This is a genomic window from Bacillus sp. CCNWLW194 (genome assembly GCF_037120585.1).
Taxonomy (GTDB): Bacteria; Bacillota; Bacilli; order Bacillales; family Bacillaceae_G; genus Bacillus_A; species Bacillus_A basilensis.
This window is the reverse complement of record NZ_JBBBBL010000010.1, coordinates 246,905-264,840: the sequence shown is the minus strand read 5'-3', so window position 1 is coordinate 264,840 and position 17,936 is coordinate 246,905. Positions and strand designations below refer to the sequence as shown.

General features: G+C 36.7%; 18 protein-coding genes. 17 read left to right on the top strand and 1 reads right to left on the bottom strand.

Annotated elements, in window-relative coordinates; genetic code table 11:
- Positions 1–168: 168 nt before the first annotated feature.
- From mnmE to spo0J, 6 genes are all read left to right on the top strand, one after another.
- Positions 169–1,545 (top strand): tRNA uridine-5-carboxymethylaminomethyl(34) synthesis GTPase MnmE, encoded by a 1,377-nt coding sequence (gene mnmE, locus V7S50_RS22720; protein WP_242254045.1) that lies wholly within the window; start codon positions 169–171, stop codon positions 1,543–1,545.
- A 46-nt stretch (positions 1,546–1,591) separates the two neighbouring features.
- Positions 1,592–3,481: a tRNA uridine-5-carboxymethylaminomethyl(34) synthesis enzyme MnmG gene (gene mnmG / locus V7S50_RS22715; RefSeq protein WP_063223994.1), complete on the top strand. Its 1,890-nt coding sequence runs from the start codon at positions 1,592–1,594 to the stop codon at positions 3,479–3,481.
- 21 nt (positions 3,482–3,502) lie between these two features.
- Positions 3,503–4,222 (top strand): 16S rRNA (guanine(527)-N(7))-methyltransferase RsmG, encoded by a 720-nt coding sequence (gene rsmG, locus V7S50_RS22710; RefSeq protein WP_242254046.1) that lies wholly within the window; start codon positions 3,503–3,505, stop codon positions 4,220–4,222.
- A 105-nt stretch (positions 4,223–4,327) separates the two neighbouring features.
- On the top strand, positions 4,328–5,200 hold the full coding sequence (gene noc / locus V7S50_RS22705) for a nucleoid occlusion protein (protein WP_000799026.1): 873 nt from the start codon (positions 4,328–4,330) through the stop codon (positions 5,198–5,200).
- 189 nt (positions 5,201–5,389) lie between these two features.
- Positions 5,390–6,151: a sporulation initiation inhibitor protein Soj gene (gene soj, locus V7S50_RS22700; RefSeq protein WP_000516117.1), complete on the top strand. Its 762-nt coding sequence runs from the start codon at positions 5,390–5,392 to the stop codon at positions 6,149–6,151.
- Complete coding sequence (gene spo0J, locus V7S50_RS22695; RefSeq protein ID WP_080468614.1) at positions 6,144–6,995, top strand: stage 0 sporulation protein Spo0J; 852 nt, start codon at positions 6,144–6,146, stop codon at positions 6,993–6,995. The genes soj and spo0J overlap by 8 nt, the downstream gene beginning before the upstream one ends.
- A gap of 20 nt (positions 6,996–7,015) precedes the next feature.
- On the opposite strand, the gene yyaC is transcribed toward spo0J, so the two are convergent.
- On the bottom strand, positions 7,016–7,612 hold the full coding sequence (gene yyaC / locus V7S50_RS22690; RefSeq protein ID WP_242254048.1) for a spore protease YyaC: 597 nt from the start codon (positions 7,610–7,612) through the stop codon (positions 7,016–7,018).
- Positions 7,613–7,871: 259 nt separating this feature from the next.
- Here yyaC and V7S50_RS22685 point away from each other — a divergent pair, with 259 nt between their 5' ends.
- The 11 genes from V7S50_RS22685 (at position 7,872) to V7S50_RS22635 (ending at position 17,902) form a co-directional block, all read left to right on the top strand.
- Positions 7,872–8,753, top strand: coding sequence for a mechanosensitive ion channel family protein (locus V7S50_RS22685; protein WP_242254050.1), 882 nt, complete (start codon positions 7,872–7,874; stop codon positions 8,751–8,753).
- Positions 8,754–8,773: 20 nt separating this feature from the next.
- Positions 8,774–8,971 carry a DUF951 domain-containing protein gene (locus V7S50_RS22680; protein WP_000436051.1) on the top strand — a complete coding sequence of 66 codons (198 nt, stop codon included), beginning with the start codon at positions 8,774–8,776 and terminating at the stop codon, positions 8,969–8,971.
- A 115-nt stretch (positions 8,972–9,086) separates the two neighbouring features.
- Positions 9,087–10,187, top strand: coding sequence for a redox-regulated ATPase YchF (gene ychF / locus V7S50_RS22675; protein WP_242254052.1), 1,101 nt, complete (start codon positions 9,087–9,089; stop codon positions 10,185–10,187).
- A gap of 191 nt (positions 10,188–10,378) precedes the next feature.
- Positions 10,379–10,669, top strand: coding sequence for a 30S ribosomal protein S6 (rpsF, locus tag V7S50_RS22670; RefSeq protein ID WP_001233781.1), 291 nt, complete (start codon positions 10,379–10,381; stop codon positions 10,667–10,669).
- A 26-nt stretch (positions 10,670–10,695) separates the two neighbouring features.
- Entirely contained in the window at positions 10,696–11,217 is a 522-nt protein-coding gene (gene ssb, locus V7S50_RS22665; protein ID WP_000981963.1) for a single-stranded DNA-binding protein, read from the top strand.
- Between the two features lie 45 nt (positions 11,218–11,262).
- Positions 11,263–11,496, top strand: a complete 234-nt coding sequence (gene rpsR, locus V7S50_RS22660) for a 30S ribosomal protein S18 (protein WP_000918873.1) — start codon at positions 11,263–11,265, stop codon at positions 11,494–11,496.
- 81 nt (positions 11,497–11,577) lie between these two features.
- Positions 11,578–12,513 carry a YybS family protein gene (locus tag V7S50_RS22655; protein ID WP_242254054.1) on the top strand — a complete coding sequence of 312 codons (936 nt, stop codon included), beginning with the start codon at positions 11,578–11,580 and terminating at the stop codon, positions 12,511–12,513.
- A 78-nt stretch (positions 12,514–12,591) separates the two neighbouring features.
- Positions 12,592–14,565 (top strand): DHH family phosphoesterase, encoded by a 1,974-nt coding sequence (locus V7S50_RS22650; RefSeq protein ID WP_242254056.1) that lies wholly within the window; start codon positions 12,592–12,594, stop codon positions 14,563–14,565.
- Complete coding sequence (rplI, locus tag V7S50_RS22645) at positions 14,562–15,008, top strand: 50S ribosomal protein L9 (protein ID WP_060633062.1); 447 nt, start codon at positions 14,562–14,564, stop codon at positions 15,006–15,008. Before V7S50_RS22650 ends, rplI begins: the two co-directional genes overlap by 4 nt.
- Positions 15,009–15,035: 27 nt before the next feature.
- The gene (gene dnaB / locus V7S50_RS22640; protein ID WP_063223989.1) at positions 15,036–16,397 is read left to right on the top strand and encodes a replicative DNA helicase; all 1,362 of its coding nucleotides are present in this window, start codon (positions 15,036–15,038) and stop codon (positions 16,395–16,397) included.
- 215 nt (positions 16,398–16,612) lie between these two features.
- Positions 16,613–17,902, top strand: coding sequence for an adenylosuccinate synthase (locus V7S50_RS22635; protein WP_063223988.1), 1,290 nt, complete (start codon positions 16,613–16,615; stop codon positions 17,900–17,902).
- Positions 17,903–17,936: the final 34 nt, after the last annotated feature.

Sequence of the window (17,936 nt, the reverse complement as noted above, 5' to 3'; positions counted from 1 at the left end):
AAACACTAAACTTATCCACTGTGAATAAGTTTAGTGTTTTTTACATGAGGACATAATAAAATGAGTTATTATTCTTTTGTAGATAGGTTCGTTATGGTATTCTAATAATTTAGTGAAGAAAATAATCATGTTGAAATAGAGATAAATAAGCAAGTGAGGTGAAAGGACATGGAATTCGATACAATTGCCGCGATTTCCACAGCGCTTGGAGAGGGTGCAATTGCCATTGTTCGAGTAAGTGGGGATGATGCGGTTGAAAAAGTTAATCGTATTTTTAAAGGGAAGGACTTAACAGAGGTTTCTTCTCACACAATTCATTATGGTCATATTGTTGATTTAGATACAAATCAGGTTATTGAAGAAGTGATGGTGTCTATTATGCGTGCACCAAGGACTTTTACACGTGAAAATATAGTAGAAATTAACTGTCATGGTGGACTTGTTTCGGTAAATAAAGTATTGCAGCTTATTTTAGCGCAAGGAGTACGATTAGCAGAGCCTGGTGAATTTACAAAACGTGCTTTTTTAAATGGCCGTATTGATTTATCACAAGCAGAAGCTGTTATGGACTTAATCCGTGCAAAAACAGATCGTGCAATGAACGTAGCAATTAATCAAATGGAAGGGCGATTATCTAAATTAATCGGCCGTCTGCGTCAGGACATATTAGAAACGTTAGCTCATGTTGAGGTAAACATAGATTACCCGGAATATGATGATGTGGAAGAAATGACACATACTATTTTAATTGAGAAAGCTACACATGTTCGTGCTGAAATTGCAAAAATATTAGAAACATCGAAGCAAGGAAAGATTTTACGTGAAGGTATTGCTACTGCAATCATCGGTAGACCTAACGTTGGGAAGTCATCGCTATTAAATAGTCTCGTTCAGGAGAAAAAGGCAATTGTAACTGATATTGCAGGAACAACTCGTGATGTTATTGAAGAGTACGTTAATGTGCGTGGTGTACCACTTAAACTTATAGATACAGCCGGGATTCGTGAAACAGAAGATGTTGTTGAACGAATTGGTGTAGAGCGTTCAAAGGAAATGATGAGCCAAGCTGATTTAGTGTTAGTTGTCGTTAATTATAGTGAAGCTTTAACGAATGAGGATGAAGATCTATTCCATGCCGTACAAGGAAAAGATTTCATTGTCATTGTAAATAAGACAGATTTACCACAAGCAATCGATATGGAACGTGTTACAGCATTGGCAGCGGGAAATCGTGTTATTACAACGTCGTTAATTGAGGAACAAGGAATAGATGAGCTTGAAAAGGCAATAGCTGATTTATTTTTTGAAGGAACAATTGATTCTGCAGATGTGACGTATGTTTCTAACGCGAGACATATTGGATTATTAACACAAGCAGGAAGAACAATTGGAGATGCAATTGAGGCGATAGAAAATGGTGTGCCAATTGATATGGTACAAATTGATTTAACACGGACGTGGGAAATACTTGGTGAAATTACTGGTGATACCGTTCATGAAAGCCTAATTGACCAGTTGTTCTCTCAATTTTGTTTAGGAAAATAATATAGCGATGTTTTAGAAAGATAGAGATTATTAGGAGGAATAAACGATGGGATACAATGCCGGTTCATACGATGTCATAGTAATCGGTGCAGGTCATGCAGGATGTGAAGCTGGTCTTGCGGCAGCACGAATGGGCTCCAAAACATTAATGTTAACAATTAATTTAGATATGGTAGCGTTTATGCCATGTAACCCTTCTGTTGGTGGACCAGCAAAAGGGATTGTTGTTCGTGAAATTGATGCATTAGGCGGAGAAATGGGACGCAACATTGATAAAACGTATATTCAAATGCGTATGTTAAATACAGGTAAAGGACCAGCTGTACGCGCACTTCGAGCACAAGCAGATAAGTTCTCTTACCAGCATGAATTAAAGAAAACAATTGAAGAAACACCAAACTTAACGTTGTTCCAAGGAATGGTAGAGCGTTTAATCGTTGAAGATGGCGAATGTAAAGGGGTAATTACGCAAGCTGGTGCTGAATATACAGCAAAAACAGTTGTAATTACGACTGGAACGTTTTTACGCGGTGAGATTATTATGGGAGATTTAAAATATTCGAGCGGTCCGAATAATCAACAACCATCTATTACGTTATCAGAACATTTAGAGGAGCTTGGATTTGATCTTGTTAGATTTAAAACAGGTACACCTCCGCGTGTAAATAGTAATACGATTGATTACAGTAAAACAGAAATTCAGCCAGGTGATGATAAACCACGAGCTTTCTCTTTTGAAACGACAAAATTTATTATGGATCAAATTCCATGTTGGTTGACGTATACAAGTACGGAAACACATCGTTTAATAGATGAAAACCTACATCGCTCAGCTATGTATTCTGGTATGATTAAGGGAACAGGACCTAGATATTGTCCTTCAATTGAAGACAAAGTAGTAAGGTTTAATGATAAACCACGTCATCAAATTTTCTTAGAGCCAGAAGGACGTAATACACAAGAAGTGTATGTACAAGGTTTATCCACAAGCTTACCAGAAGACGTGCAGCGTGATATGCTTAGAACAATCCCTGGTCTAGAAAACGTTGAAATGATGCGTACAGGTTATGCAATTGAATACGATGCAATTGTGCCAACACAACTATGGCCAACACTTGAAACGAAAAAAATTAAAAATTTATATACAGCAGGACAAATTAACGGAACTTCTGGTTACGAAGAGGCAGCAGGACAAGGACTTATGGCTGGGATTAATGCAGCATGTCGTTCTTTAGGTAAGAAAGAAGTTATTTTAGGGCGTGAGGATGCTTATATTGGTGTCTTAATTGATGATCTTGTTACGAAAGGTACAAATGAACCATATCGTTTATTAACGTCTCGTGCAGAATACCGTCTATTATTACGCCACGATAATGCTGATCTTCGTTTAACTGAAGTTGGTCGTGAAATTGGATTAATTAAAGAAGAGCGCTATGAGCGATTTACAAATAAAAAGTTACAAATTGAACAGGAAAAGGAACGTTTAAGCAGCATTATTATTAAACCACGTCCTGAAGTTCAAGAATTGATTCGCAGCATTGGTGGAAGTGAATTGAAAGATGGAATACGTGCAAGTGACTTATTACGTCGTCCAGAGATGACATATGAGCATATTCATCTTTTAGTACCAAGTGAAGTAGAATTAAGTGATGAAGTGACAGAACAAGTTGAAATTCAGATTAAGTACGAAGGATATATCGAAAAATCTTTACAGCAAGTAGAGCGTATGAAAAAAATGGAAAACAAAAAAATCCCTGTAGATATTGATTATGATGCGATTTCTAGCCTTGCATCAGAAGCTAGACAGAAATTGAAAGATGTTCGTCCACTTTCAATGGGGCAGGCTTCACGTATTTCTGGCGTAAATCCAGCGGATATTTCCATTTTACTTGTGTATATTGAACAAGGAAAAATTGCGCGAGTATCGAACCAATAAATAGTAAGGAGATATTGTTAGATGAACATAGAACAATTTCAATCTATGCTAGAAGAGAAGGGTATCACCCTCTCTTCTAGACAGTTAGAGCAGTTCGAAATCTACTTCGAAACATTAGTAGAATGGAATGAAAAAATGAACTTAACGGCTATTACGGGGAAAGAAGAAGTATATTTGAAGCACTTTTTTGATTCCATTACAGCTGCTTTTTACTATGATTTTTCAAAACCATTCTCAATTTGTGATGTTGGCGCAGGAGCTGGATTCCCAAGTATTCCATTAAAAATCTGTTTCCCGCATTTAAAAGTGACGATTGTAGACTCGTTGCAAAAACGTATTAATTTCTTAAATCATTTAGCACAAAAGTTGGAATTAAGTGACGTCGCGTTTTGTCATGATCGTGCTGAAACATTTGGGAAAAAAGAAGGTGTACGTGAATCGTACGATATTGTAATGGCACGTGCAGTTGCACGTCTTTCAGTATTAAGTGAGCTATGTTTACCACTTGTAAAAGTTGGGGGAACATTCATTGCAATGAAAGGTGCTGCAGCAAACGAAGAAATTGAAAATGGCAAGTATGCTTTAGAGGTGCTAGGCGGGAATTTAAAAGAAATGTCTACGTTCCAATTACCGTTTGAAGAAAGTGAACGTAATATTTTATTAATCGAGAAAAAGCGCAAGACACCAAAGAAATATCCACGCAAACCGGGAACACCCAATAAATTACCTATTGAAAAATAAATCTTATTAGACGTAAGATTAAATTATATAAATGAAAACGTAAATGTTTCATAGGAAACATTTTATGGAGAATAGTCAATAGGCCTAAAAGGTGGTGGAATATGTATGAAAAATACGTTTTCTCGTTTATTTGGCTTTGGAGATAAAGAGAGCGAATTCGAATTACAAGACGAAAGCCATGAAGAAATAGATAAAAAGGTATATGAAGAAATACAAGAAATTCCGATAGTAAATATTACCCCTAACCGTTATCAACCACGAACAGTTTTTGATGATGCGCGTATTGAGGAACTAGCATTAACGATTCGTACACACGGACTTATTCAACCAATTGTTGTGAGGCAGTATGAGGATGATAAGTACGAGATTATTGCTGGAGAAAGACGTTTTCGTGCGGCAACAAAGTTAGGTTGGGAGAAGGTTCCTGCAATTATAAAGAACTTAAATGATACAGAAACAGCTTCTGTAGCTTTAATTGAAAACTTGCAACGTGAGGAACTAACAGCAATCGAGGAAGCTGTGGCCTATCAAAAGCTAATTGAGTTACATAATTTAACACAAGAAGCATTGGCACAACGACTTGGAAAAGGACAATCCACAATCGCAAATAAGTTGCGATTGTTAAAGTTGCCTGAAGAAATAAAAAGCGCATTATTAGAAAAAAGCATTACAGAACGCCATGCTCGCGCGCTCATTCCTTTAAAAAACGAGGAATTACAACTGAAGGTTTTACAGGAAATTGTGGAGAAACAACTGAATGTAAAGCAAACAGAGGAACGAATTGCGAAATTACTAGAGGAAGCAAAACCGAAGCGTAAGGCAAAGCAAAAAGCAGTAAGTCGAGATACTAGAATTGCTATGAATACAATTAGGCAGTCCTTACAAATGGTTGCTGACAGTGGTTTAAATGTTAATTCTGAGGAAGAAGAATTTGATGAGTACTATCAAATTACAATTAAAATTCCGAAGAAAAAATAATAATGGCGCGTTAGAGACCTGATCCTATTGGATAGGTCTCTTTTACTATATTTTCTTGTGAGATGAAGAAGGAGTTTACAAATAAATTTTGAAGTTTAATAAGGACGTAAAAGAAAAACTTTTATTTCATGTTACAATAAACGTAATTGTTACTAGAATAAGATAGAAAGGTTGAAAGTAGGTGACATCATGGGAAAAATCATTGCTATTGCCAATCAAAAAGGTGGCGTTGGGAAAACAACAACATCTGTTAATTTAGGGGCTGGATTGGCACAAGTAGGTAAAAAGGTCCTTCTTGTAGATATTGACGCTCAAGGAAATGCAACGACTGGTGTGGGAATTGAAAAATCCGAATTAGATCAATGTATTTACAACGTTCTTGTGGAAGATGCAGATGTTCAAGGGGTTATACGTAAAACCGCAACTGAAAACTTAGATGTTCTACCCGCTACAATTCAATTGGCAGGTGCTGAAATTGAATTGGTACCGACTATTTCCCGGGAAGTACGTTTACAAAGGGCATTACAGCCAGTTCGTGATGAATATGACTATATTATTATCGACTGTCCCCCGTCCTTAGGGTTATTAACGATTAATGCATTAACCGCAGCAGATTCTGTTATTATTCCTGTTCAATGCGAATATTACGCACTAGAAGGATTAAGTCAGCTATTAAATACAGTTCGACTTGTGCAAAAGCACTTAAATAAAAATCTAGCAATTCAAGGTGTATTGCTAACAATGTTGGATGCCCGTACAAATTTAGGGATTCAGGTTATAGATGAAGTGAAAAAGTATTTTAGAGATAAAGTATATCGTTCAATTATCCCTCGTAATGTTCGCTTGAGTGAAGCACCAAGTCATGGGAAACCAATTATGCAGTATGACGCTAAATCAAGAGGGGCAGAAGTATATATAGATTTAGCAGAGGAAGTGATTGCAGGTGGCTAAAGGATTAGGAAGAGGAATCAATGTGTTTTTTCCTGATTTAGATGTGAAAGAAGAAGAAACAATTCAGGAGATTACGATAACTGAATTAAGACCGAATCCATATCAACCACGTAAACACTTTAATAAAGATGCGATTCAGGAATTATCGGCTTCTATTAAAGAGCACGGCATATTACAACCGTTAATTGCTAGGAAGAGTATTAAAGGATATGAAATTGTTGCAGGTGAAAGAAGATATCGTGCTGCTAAAGAGGCCGGACTCGAAAAGGTACCTGCCGTTGTAAGACAATTAAATGAGCAGCAAATGATGGAGTTTGCATTGCTTGAAAACTTACAACGTGAAGATTTAAATCCAATGGAAGAAGCAATGGCCTATCAAATGTTAATGAATGAGCTAAATGTAACGCAAGAACAATTAGCAAAACGTCTTGGTAAGAGCAGACCTTACATTGCAAATTATACGCGGTTATTAAGCCTCCCTCCGTTTGTACAAGATATGATTGCAAATGGTCAACTTTCAATGGCTCATGGGAGAACGTTACTTACAATAAAAGATGAAGAACAATTAAAATCTTTATTGAAACGAATCGAAAAAGAAGGATTAAATGTTCGTCAATTAGAGAAAATTGTTCAGGAGATTAATCAGCGCGTTTCACGTGAAACAAAACAAGTGAAAAAAGAGAGAAACATATTTTTTGTAGAACGCGAAACGTTCTTAAGAGAAAAATTTGGCACAGATGTGAAAATTAAAGAAACGAAAAAAGAAAAAGGTAAAATCGAAATTGAATTTTTTAATAAAGAAGATTTAAATCGTATTTTAGAATTATTAGCGCAGAAAAATTAAAAAGCAAACCATCTTATTATTTATAGATGGTTTGCTTTTTTTAATACAGATAATTTTTGATCTGTTTCTTTTATACTTTGTGCAATTACATCAGCCATTTTCATGACTAAACTTAATCTTGTATTTTGCAGAACGAAAAACTCCATAAAACCATTTAGATTTACGATGCCATGAATATGTAGGTCACCAACTGCAGGTAATTTCTTATTCATTGCAGCTCCGGGTTTACTAGGCCCCATTCCGGTAGTGATGGAACCGATGCTTTGAGACTTTCCTAAACAGGCATCAACCGCAATTATAAATGAAGTAGGATTTTCTTTCTGTATATTCTGAATTTTTTCTTCTAAATTTAGCGCATGTACCGGCTCATCTAGTGTGCCGAACACTTGGAAGTTTTTAATTCCTACTTGTTCTAATTTCGTACCGACTAACGGACCGAGTGCATCGCCTGTAGAACGATCTGTTCCGATGCAAACGAGAATAATCGGTATATTCGTTTTAATAGGGATATGGGAAAGTAAGAAGTTACTGATTGTCTCGGAGGCTTCTACGTCTTGGTGCATAACATTTTGAGTTTCTTTTTCGAAAAAGGGTAAGCGAAAACTTCCAATATTCATGAAGCATCCATCCTTTTAATAAATTTTCAAAATATGTTATATGGTGAGTAAAATGGAAAACTATAAGTGCGTACTTTCTGTAAAACTTGAGTGAAAACGGAAATAATAGTACTAGTATATATCTATTCGTTCCATTTTATACCTGCATGGAAGTTAACAAATGTAATTAAAATCATAAAAATTTTTCAGCAATTAGAAGACTTCTGATACAATAAGAAGGATAACTAAAAAGAAATTTTGGCTGGAGAGGTAGAGGTACATGGATTTATTAACGAAGTGGTTTAATGCTACGAAACAGTATTTATTAAATGCTGATCGTTGGGCTGATATTGGAACAGCGACATTGAAAATATGTATTATTTTAATCATTGGTGCAGTTGTTGTACGAGTTGCGCGTGCAATTGTACGAAATGCGTTTCGTATGGGAAGTCGTTCGCCAATTCAAATTTCAGAACGTCGTACAGTTACAGTAGCAAAGTTACTTGAAAATATTGTGGCATACGTTGTTATGTTCATTATGCTAATTGCGATTTTAGGTGTGTTTAATATTAATGCATCTGGTTTATTAGCCGGTGCCGGCGTAATTGGTTTAGCGGTCGGATTTGGTGCTCAAAGTTTAGTGAAAGATGTCATTACAGGGTTATTTATCTTGCTAGAAGACCAATTTTCAGTGGGAGACTATGTGAAAATTGGCCAGTTTGAGGGAGTCGTTTTAGAAATTGGACTTCGTACAACAAAAATAAAGAGCTGGACAGGCGAAATTCATACTTTACCAAACGGAAGTATCATTCAAGTTACTAACTATTCAGTTAGTAATAGTGTTGCATTTGTTGATGTATCTATTTCGTATGAGGCTGACATAGCGAAAGCAGAGCAAGTCATTGAAGAATTATTAGAAGAATTACCTGCGCAATATGAGCAAATGGTAACAACGCCTCTGTTATTAGGCGTGCAAACATTAGCTGCATCAGAAGTTATATTACGTGTTATTGCAGAAGTAGAGCCGATGCAACATGCGGTTATTGCAAGAGCACTTCGTAAAGAAATTAAAAATCGTCTAGATTTACATGGTATTGAAATTCCATATCCACGTATGGTTTTATATAATCGTGAAGAATTGGTGAGTGGAAAAGCAATTTAGTATGGAGAGGGGTTTGGAGAATGGAGCAAAAGCAGTATAACTTGTACGATGTTGTGGAAATGAAGAAAGCCCACCCATGTGGTGAGAATCGTTGGAAGATTATTCGTATGGGAATGGATATCCGCATTAAGTGCGAGGGATGTGACCATTCAGTAATGATTCCTCGAAGAGAGTTTGATCGTAAGGTGAAAAAAATACTTGTGAAGCACGAAGAATAGAGAGAAAGTAACAGTTGCAGTGGGTAGCTGTTACTTTTTTTCGTTTGGAGGAAACTTGTCATTTTTTTCGTTACTATCTATAATGATGAAAGATTGAGACATAGGAGTGAAAAATATGGGATTAACGGCTGGGATTGTTGGATTACCTAACGTAGGAAAGTCCACTTTATTTAATGCAATTACACAAGCAGGAGCAGAATCTGCAAACTATCCATTCTGTACAATTGATCCAAACGTAGGAATTGTAGAAGTACCAGATGAGCGTTTAAATAAATTAACGGAATTAGTAGAACCGAAAAAAACTGTTCCGACTGTATTTGAGTTTACTGATATTGCAGGTATCGTAAAAGGGGCTAGTAAGGGTGAAGGATTAGGAAATAAGTTCTTATCTCACATTCGCCAAGTAGATGCAATTTGCCAAGTTGTTCGTTGTTTTGAGGACGAAAATATTACGCACGTTTCAGGGAAAGTAGATCCAATCGATGACATTGAAACAATCAACTTAGAGCTAATCTTAGCAGACTTAGAATCTGTTGATAAACGTATCGAGCGTGTTGCGAAACTAGCAAGACAAAAGGATAAAGAAGCAGTATATGAGCATGAAATTTTAGTACGTTTAAAAGAAGCTTTCGAAGAGGGAAAACCGGCTCGTACTGTTGAATTTACAGAAGAGCAGATGAAGATTGTTAAAGGTCTTCATTTACTGACAACGAAAGAAATGTTATACGTAGCAAACGTAAGCGAGGACGATGTTATCGATCCTTCTGAAAACAAATACGTACAGATGGTAAAAGAATTTGCTGTAAATGAAAATTCTCAAGTAATCGTTGTATGTGCAAAAATCGAATCAGAAATCGCTGAGTTAGACGAGGAAGAGAAAAAGGTATTCCTTGAAGAACTAGGCATTGAAGAATCTGGTTTAGATCAACTAATTCGTGCTGCATATGATTTATTAGGACTTGCTACTTACTTCACAGCCGGTGTGCAAGAAGTACGTGCATGGACGTTTAAACAAGGTATGAAAGCACCACAATGTGCGGGTGTAATTCATACAGACTTTGAGCGTGGATTTATTCGTGCAGAAACAGTTTCTTATGATGATTTAATGACAAACGGTTCTATGACAGCTGCAAAAGAAGCTGGAAAAGTACGTTTAGAAGGAAAAGAGTATATCGTAAAAGACGGAGACGTTATGCACTTCCGCTTCAACGTTTAATTTAATATTTCCTAGGAAAAATAAAGATATGAGCTTGGCAAATATATTATGTGTTTGCCAAGTTTTTTATGTATGGGTGAGTTGATTCATCTAACTTACTATGATATAATCTAAACTCGTGAGTAATTACTATAAATTAATTGCTCCTTGCCCATTATGGGCCGTTTAGACCAAAAGGAGGTGAAAGTGTAATGAGAAAGTACGAAATTATGTACATCATTCGTCCTGGCGTTGAAGAAGAAGCTCAAAAAGCTTTAGTTGAACGTTTTGCAGGTGTTTTAACAAACAATGGTGCAGAAATCATTAACACGAAAGAGTGGGGTAAGCGTCGTTTAGCTTACGAAATCAACGACTTACGTGAAGGTTTCTACATGATCTTAAACGTGAACTCTAACGCAGAAGCGATTAACGAATTCGACCGTTTAGCTAAGATCAACGAAGACATCCTTCGTCATATCGTTGTTAAAGAAGAAGAAAAATAATTGATATATAAGGGAGAGTGGTTCGATTGATGAATCGTGTTATCCTCGTTGGTCGTTTAACTAAGGACCCTGACTTACGTTACACGCCCAATGGTGTTGCAGTAGCTACTTTTACGTTAGCTGTGAATCGCGCATTTGCGAATCAACAAGGTGAGCGTGAAGCTGACTTTATTAATTGTGTAATATGGCGTAAACAAGCAGAAAACGTAGCAAATTATTTGAAAAAAGGTAGCTTAGCAGGCGTAGATGGACGTCTTCAAACTCGTAATTACGATGGACAAGATGGTAAACGTGTATATGTAACAGAAGTTCTTGCGGAAAGCGTACAATTTTTAGAGCCGCGTAATGGCGGTGGGGAGCAACGTGGTTCATTTAATCAGCAACCATCAGGAGCTGGTTTCGGTAACCAAAGCTCTAACCCATTTGGTCAATCTAGTAATTCGGGCAACCAAGGTAACCAAGGAAACTCTGGATTTACGAAGAATGACGATCCATTTTCAAATGTAGGTCAACCGATCGACATTTCCGACGACGATTTACCGTTCTAATACAGTAAATTTGTTAGTTTTAACTAAGAATGGAGGGAAATAGACATGGCAGGACGCAAAGGTGGACGTGCGAAACGTCGTAAGGTGTGTTTCTTCACAGCTAACGGCATCACTCGCATTGACTATAAAGATGTTGATTTATTAAAACGTTTCGTTTCTGAGCGTGGTAAAATTTTACCTCGTCGTGTAACAGGAACAAGCGCGAAATACCAACGCAAACTTACAGTTGCAATTAAACGTGCTCGTCAAATGGCACTTTTACCATATGTTGGTGAATAATAGCGTATGAAATGCACAGTAGAGTCGGACTCTACTGTGCATTTTGCTATGCTTTTCTTTTTTTGAAAGAGAGGTTAGAGGATGAAAAATACGAAATTTATTACTGAAGGTGCAGCGTTGTTAGCGATATATGCAATATTGTTGCTTATATCTATGTATGTTCCGATTTTAGGTACGGTTGTAACGTTTGTGTTGCCATTGCCATTTATATTGCTAACGATAAGATATAAATTATCTAATGCCTTTGTAATTTTTACAGCGGCGCTTTTTATTACTGTTATTGTTAGTCAGCCGATGAACCTAGTGAAGACAACTATGTTTGGATTGATAGGTATCGTTTTAGGATATATGTATAAAAAACGAAAAAAGCCGGCAGAAATTTTGATGGCCGGGACGGTTGCATACTTAATTGGTATTATGCTCATTTATGTTGTGAGTATAAAGTTTTTTAACATAGATTTAATGAAGCAAATGCAAAATATGTTTAATGAAAGTATGGCGCAAAGTGAAAAGATAGTTAGTGCTGCTGGTATGCCGATTAGTAAAGAGCAAAAAGAGTTATTTGCACAAATGAATGATATATTACAAACGTTATTTCCAAGTATACTTGTGCTCGTTTCTGCATGTTGTTCTTGGATCACAGTAATATTGTCGGGCAGTGTTTTGAGAAAGTTAAAACACGATGTTATAGCTTGGCCTAAATTTAAAGATATACAATTACCAAAGAGTATTGTTTGGTATTACGTTATATTTATTTTGCTATCAACTTTTATAAAAGTAGAACCGACATCATATTTACATATGGTATTTTCTAACCTATATGTCATATTTGCTTTACTACTCGTACTGCAAGGTCTGACATTTATCGCTTTTTTAGCGCATAGCAAAGGGTTTACGAAAGGGGTTCCTATTATTAGTTTTATTGTCTGCATGTTTATTCCGATGCTGTTTCCTCTTGTGACAATCTTAGGTATAATTGATTTAGGGATTTCATTGCGTTCTAAAATAGGAGGATGAAGTAATATTCCTTATACTATTTTAATCTGTTTAACTAACTGGAAGGTGAGTTAGTTTTACTTTATAGGAGTTGTATACATGCCTGAATTTTATAAGAAACAGTGGTTTTTATATCCTGTTTATGTATTGGCATTTTTCGTGTTTGTGCTCATTTCAATCCTTTGTTATTTTCATTTAATGATGGGGATAGCCGCCTTTTTTATTTTTTGTATCGTCCTTTTTGTTGTTGTACGATTTGAACTTACCTTTCAAAAGAATTTCGAAAAGCATACGACAGATATGATTACAAGGGTAAAGAAAGTGAGTAATGAGGCATTTAACCAAATGCCTATTGGTATTTTGTTATACAATAAGGATTATGGGATTGATTGGGCGAATCCTTATTTATCTTCATGTCTGGGACAGCATGCATTAGCTGGATGGCACCTTTATGATGTATCAGAAACGTTACTTCTTTTTATTAAAGGAGAAACTTCCGATGATATAGTTTCTTTAAATAATCGAAAGTTTCGTGTTTTTGTAAGGAAAGAAGAAAAGTTAATTTATTTCTTTGATGTAACGGAACAAACAGAGATTGAAAAGATGTATGAGGATCAACGTACTGTTTTGGCGGTCATTTATTTAGATAATTATGATGAAGTTACACAAGGTTTAGATGATCAATTACGTACGAATATAACAAGTCTTGTAACATCACGACTAAATGAATGGGCCGTTAAGTATGGGGCATATTTAAAACGTGCATCTTCAGAAAGATTCTTCGTTGTACTAAATGAAAGTATTTTAGCGCAGATGGAGAAAGGGAAATTTAGCATTTTAGATCAAGTGCGTGAAGAAACATCCAAAAGGAATATACCACTCACCTTAAGTGTAGGTGTTGGATCAGGTGATTTACCTTTATCAGAGCTTGGGGCGATGGCTCAGTCCGGTTTAGACCTTGCGCTTGGCCGTGGTGGAGATCAAGTAGCTATTAAACAAGCAACGGGTAAAGTTAAGTTTTATGGTGGTAAGACAAATCCAGTTGAAAAACGTACTCGTGTACGTGCTAGAGTTATTTCGCATGCATTAAAGGATTTAGTATTAGAAAGTAGTAATGTCATTATAATGGGGCACAGGGCTCCTGATATGGACGCAATTGGTGCTGCGATTGGTATTTTAAAGGTAGCGCAATTAAATGAGCGCAAAGGATATATTGTGCTAGATGAAAATGATTCTGACAAGGGAATTAAGCGTTTGATGGATAAAGTGAAACAAAACGAAGAGTTATGGTCTCACTTTATTACACCAGGACAAGCGATGGAATTTGCAAATGACGATTCTTTACTTGTTGTTGTTGATACGCATAAACCTTCAATGGTGATGGAGGAAAAGCTGTTACACAAAATTGAAAATGTAGTTGTTATTGACCATCATCGCCGAGGAGAGGATTTTATTGAGGATCCATTGCTTGTTTACATGGAGCCATATGCTTCTTCCACGGCAGAACTTGTTACAGAATTACTTGAATATCAACCGAAAAATTTAAAAATGACAATGTTAGAAGCAACGGCATTGTTAGCAGGTATTATCGTTGATACGAAAAGCTTTACATTCCGTACGGGTGCTCGTACGTTTGATGCCGCTTCTTATTTACGCTCACATGGTGCAGATACTGTACTTGTACAAGAGCTTCTAAAAGAAGATATGGATCAGTATTTACGGGTTGCAAAAGCTATTAAAAATGCGTACATTTATACAAATGGAATTGCGATTGCAAAAGTTGATAGTGATGATTACTACGATCAAGTGCTTATTGCGCAATCAGCGGACACATTATTAACAATGACAGGAATTATTGCTTCATTTGTTATTGCGAAACGTGGCGAGAATTTCATTGGAATTAGCGGCAGGTCTTTAGGTGAAGTGAATGTGCAGCTAATTATGGAAAACTTAGGCGGTGGCGGGCATTTAACGAATGCGGCCACACAAATGAAAAATGTTACAGTAGATGAAGCTGAGGAGAAGCTTCGATTTGTTATTGATGACTATTTACAGGGAGGCACACAATCATGAAAGTAATTTTTCTAAAAGACGTAAAAGGTAAAGGGAAAAAAGGAGAAATAAAAAACGTACCAGATGGCTATGCAAATAACTTCTTACTAAAACAAGGATTAGCTGCTGAAGCGACAAATAGCAGTATGAAAACTTTAGAAGCTCAAAAACGCAAAGAAGAAAAAGATGCAGCAGCAGAGCTTGAAAGTGCAAAACAATTAAAAGAAACATTAGAGAAACTAACTGTAGAATTAAAGGCTAAATCTGGTGAAGGTGGCCGTCTATTCGGTTCAATCACAAGTAAACAAATCGTAGATGCAATGCAAAAATCACACAAGATTAAACTTGATAAGCGTAAATTTGAAATGGATGATGCAATTCGCGCATTAGGCTATACAAACGTTACTGTGAAATTGCACCCGCAAGTAACAGCGACAGTAAAAGTTCATGTTAGTGAACAATAAAAATAAATTAAGCAAGGAGGATTGCGTATGAGTGATGTACTTGCTGATCGTACCCCTCCGCATAATATAGAGGCCGAGCAGGCGGTTTTAGGAGCTATATTAATTGATCAAGATGCATTAACGGCAGCATCAGAGTTATTAGTACCTGACTCATTCTATCGAACGAAACATCAAAAGATTTTTGAAGTCATGCTTGGGTTATCTGATAAAGGAGAGCCGATTGACTTAGTAATAATGACATCAGCGATGGCTGATCAAGGATTACTAGAAGAAGTTGGTGGGGTTTCTTACTTAGCGGAATTAGCAGAAGTTGTTCCAACTGCCGCTAACGTAGAGTATTATGCACGAATCATCGCTGAAAAAGCACTGTTACGTCGCTTGATTCGAACGGCGACTCATATCGTGTCTGATGGGTATGAGAGAGAAGATGACGTGGATGGCCTTTTAAATGAGGCTGAGAAAAAGATATTAGAAGTATCTCATCAAACGAATGCTAAAGCATTCCAAAATATTAAAGACGTTCTTGTAGATGCTTACGATAAAATCGAACTTTTGCATAATCAAAAAGGTGAAGTTACTGGGATACCAACTGGATTTACTGAATTAGATAAGATGACGGCAGGGTTCCAGCGAAATGATTTAATTATCGTAGCGGCACGTCCATCGGTAGGGAAAACCGCATTTTCATTAAATATCGCACAAAACGTAGCGACGAAAACGGATGAAAATGTAGCGATTTTCAGTCTAGAGATGGGCTCTGATCAGCTTGTTATGCGTATGCTTTGTGCAGAAGGAAATATTGATGCACAAAGACTTCGTACCGGTTCATTAACTTCTGATGATTGGGCGAAATTAACGATGGCGATGGGTAGCCTTTCTAATGCTGGTATCTATATTGATGATACACCAGGGATTAAAGTAAATGAGATTCGAGCAAAGTGTCGTAGATTAAAGCAAGAACAAGGTCTTGGGATGGTTTTGATTGACTACTTACAGCTTATTCAAGGAAGTGGGAAATCAGGAGAAAACCGTCAGCAGGAAGTATCTGAAATTTCTCGTACACTAAAAGGGATTGCGCGTGAATTACAAGTGCCTGTTATTGCCTTGTCACAGTTATCTCGTGGTGTAGAATCTCGTCAAGATAAACGTCCGATGATGTCTGATATTCGTGAATCGGGGAGTATCGAGCAGGATGCTGATATTGTAGCCTTCTTATATCGTGAAGATTACTATGACCGAGAAACGGAAAATAAAAACACGATTGAAATTATTATTGCAAAGCAGCGTAACGGTCCTGTAGGTTCAGTAGAGCTGGCATTCGTTAAAGAGTTCAATAAGTTCGTTAACTTAGAACGCCGCTTCGAGGATGGACATGCACCGCCTGCATAAAGATAGTATAAAAAAGAAACGCATTTCTTATAATAAGATGTGTTTCTTTTTTTTTATAGGAAAGATAAGGCTTTCATAATGTAAAAATATAATTCTTACGAACGAAAATGTTTTTTAATAAAAAAATGTTCGCTTTTTGGTTGACTTCTTTTTCGGTTTTGGTACAATTATATTGTTTGAATAGATCGTTTGAAAATTGCGGAGGTGCTTTAATAATGTCTTCAGTAGTAGTTGTAGGAACACAATGGGGCGACGAAGGAAAAGGGAAAATCACTGACTTTCTTTCTGAGCATGCGGAAGTAGTTGCAAGATATCAAGGTGGAAATAACGCAGGACATACAATTGTTTTCGGCGGAGTTAAATATAAATTACACTTAATTCCATCTGGTATTTTTTATAAAGAGAAAATTTGTGTAATCGGAAACGGCTTAGTAGTAGATCCGAAAGCATTACTTGAAGAGTTAAAATACTTACACGACCGTGGTGTAAGTACTGATAATTTACGCGTAAGTAACCGTGCGCACGTTATTTTACCTTATCACTTAAAACAAGATGAGTTAGAAGAAGCAAGTAAAGGTGATGACAAAATCGGTACAACGAAAAAAGGTATCGGTCCTGCATATATGGATAAAGCTGCTCGTATTGGTATTCGTATGGCTGATCTTTTAGACCGTGAAGCATTTAAAGAGAAGCTTGAGCGCAATTTAGCACAAAAAAATCGTTTGTTTGAAAAAATGTACGATACAGAAGGTTTCAGTGTAGAAGAAATCTTTGAAGAATACTTCGAGTACGGCCAACAAATCGCACAATATGTATGTGATACGTCTGTTGTATTAAATGATGCATTAGATAACAATCACCGTGTATTATTTGAAGGTGCACAAGGTGTTATGCTTGATATTGACCACGGTACGTATCCATTCGTTACATCTTCTAACCCAATTGCTGGTGGTGTAACAGTTGGAACTGGAGTTGGTCCAGCGAAAGTTACGCGCGTTGTAGGTGTATGTAAAGCATATACAAGCCGCGTAGGTGATGGTCCATTCCCTACTGAGCTTAATGATGAAATTGGTCACCAAATTCGTGAAGTTGGTCGTGAGTATGGAACAACAACTGGTCGTCCACGCCGCGTAGGTTGGTTCGATAGTGTTGTTGTAAGACATGCACGTCGTGTTAGTGGTTTAACAGATCTATCATTAAATTCTATCGACGTTCTAACGGGTATTCCGACTCTTAAAATTTGTGTTGCTTACAAATGCGATGGCAAAGTTATCGATGAAGTTCCAGCAAACTTAAACATTTTAGCGAAATGTGAGCCTGTATACGAAGAGCTTCCAGGTTGGACAGAAGATATTACTGGTGTAAAATCATTAGATGAGCTTCCTGAAAATGCACGAAAATACGTAGAACGTGTTTCTGAGTTAACAGGAATTCAATTATCTATGTTCTCAGTTGGACCAGATCGTAACCAAACAAATATCGTTCGTAACGTATACGAAGCTTAATTGATATTTTCAAGAAAAAAACTCATGTCCGCAT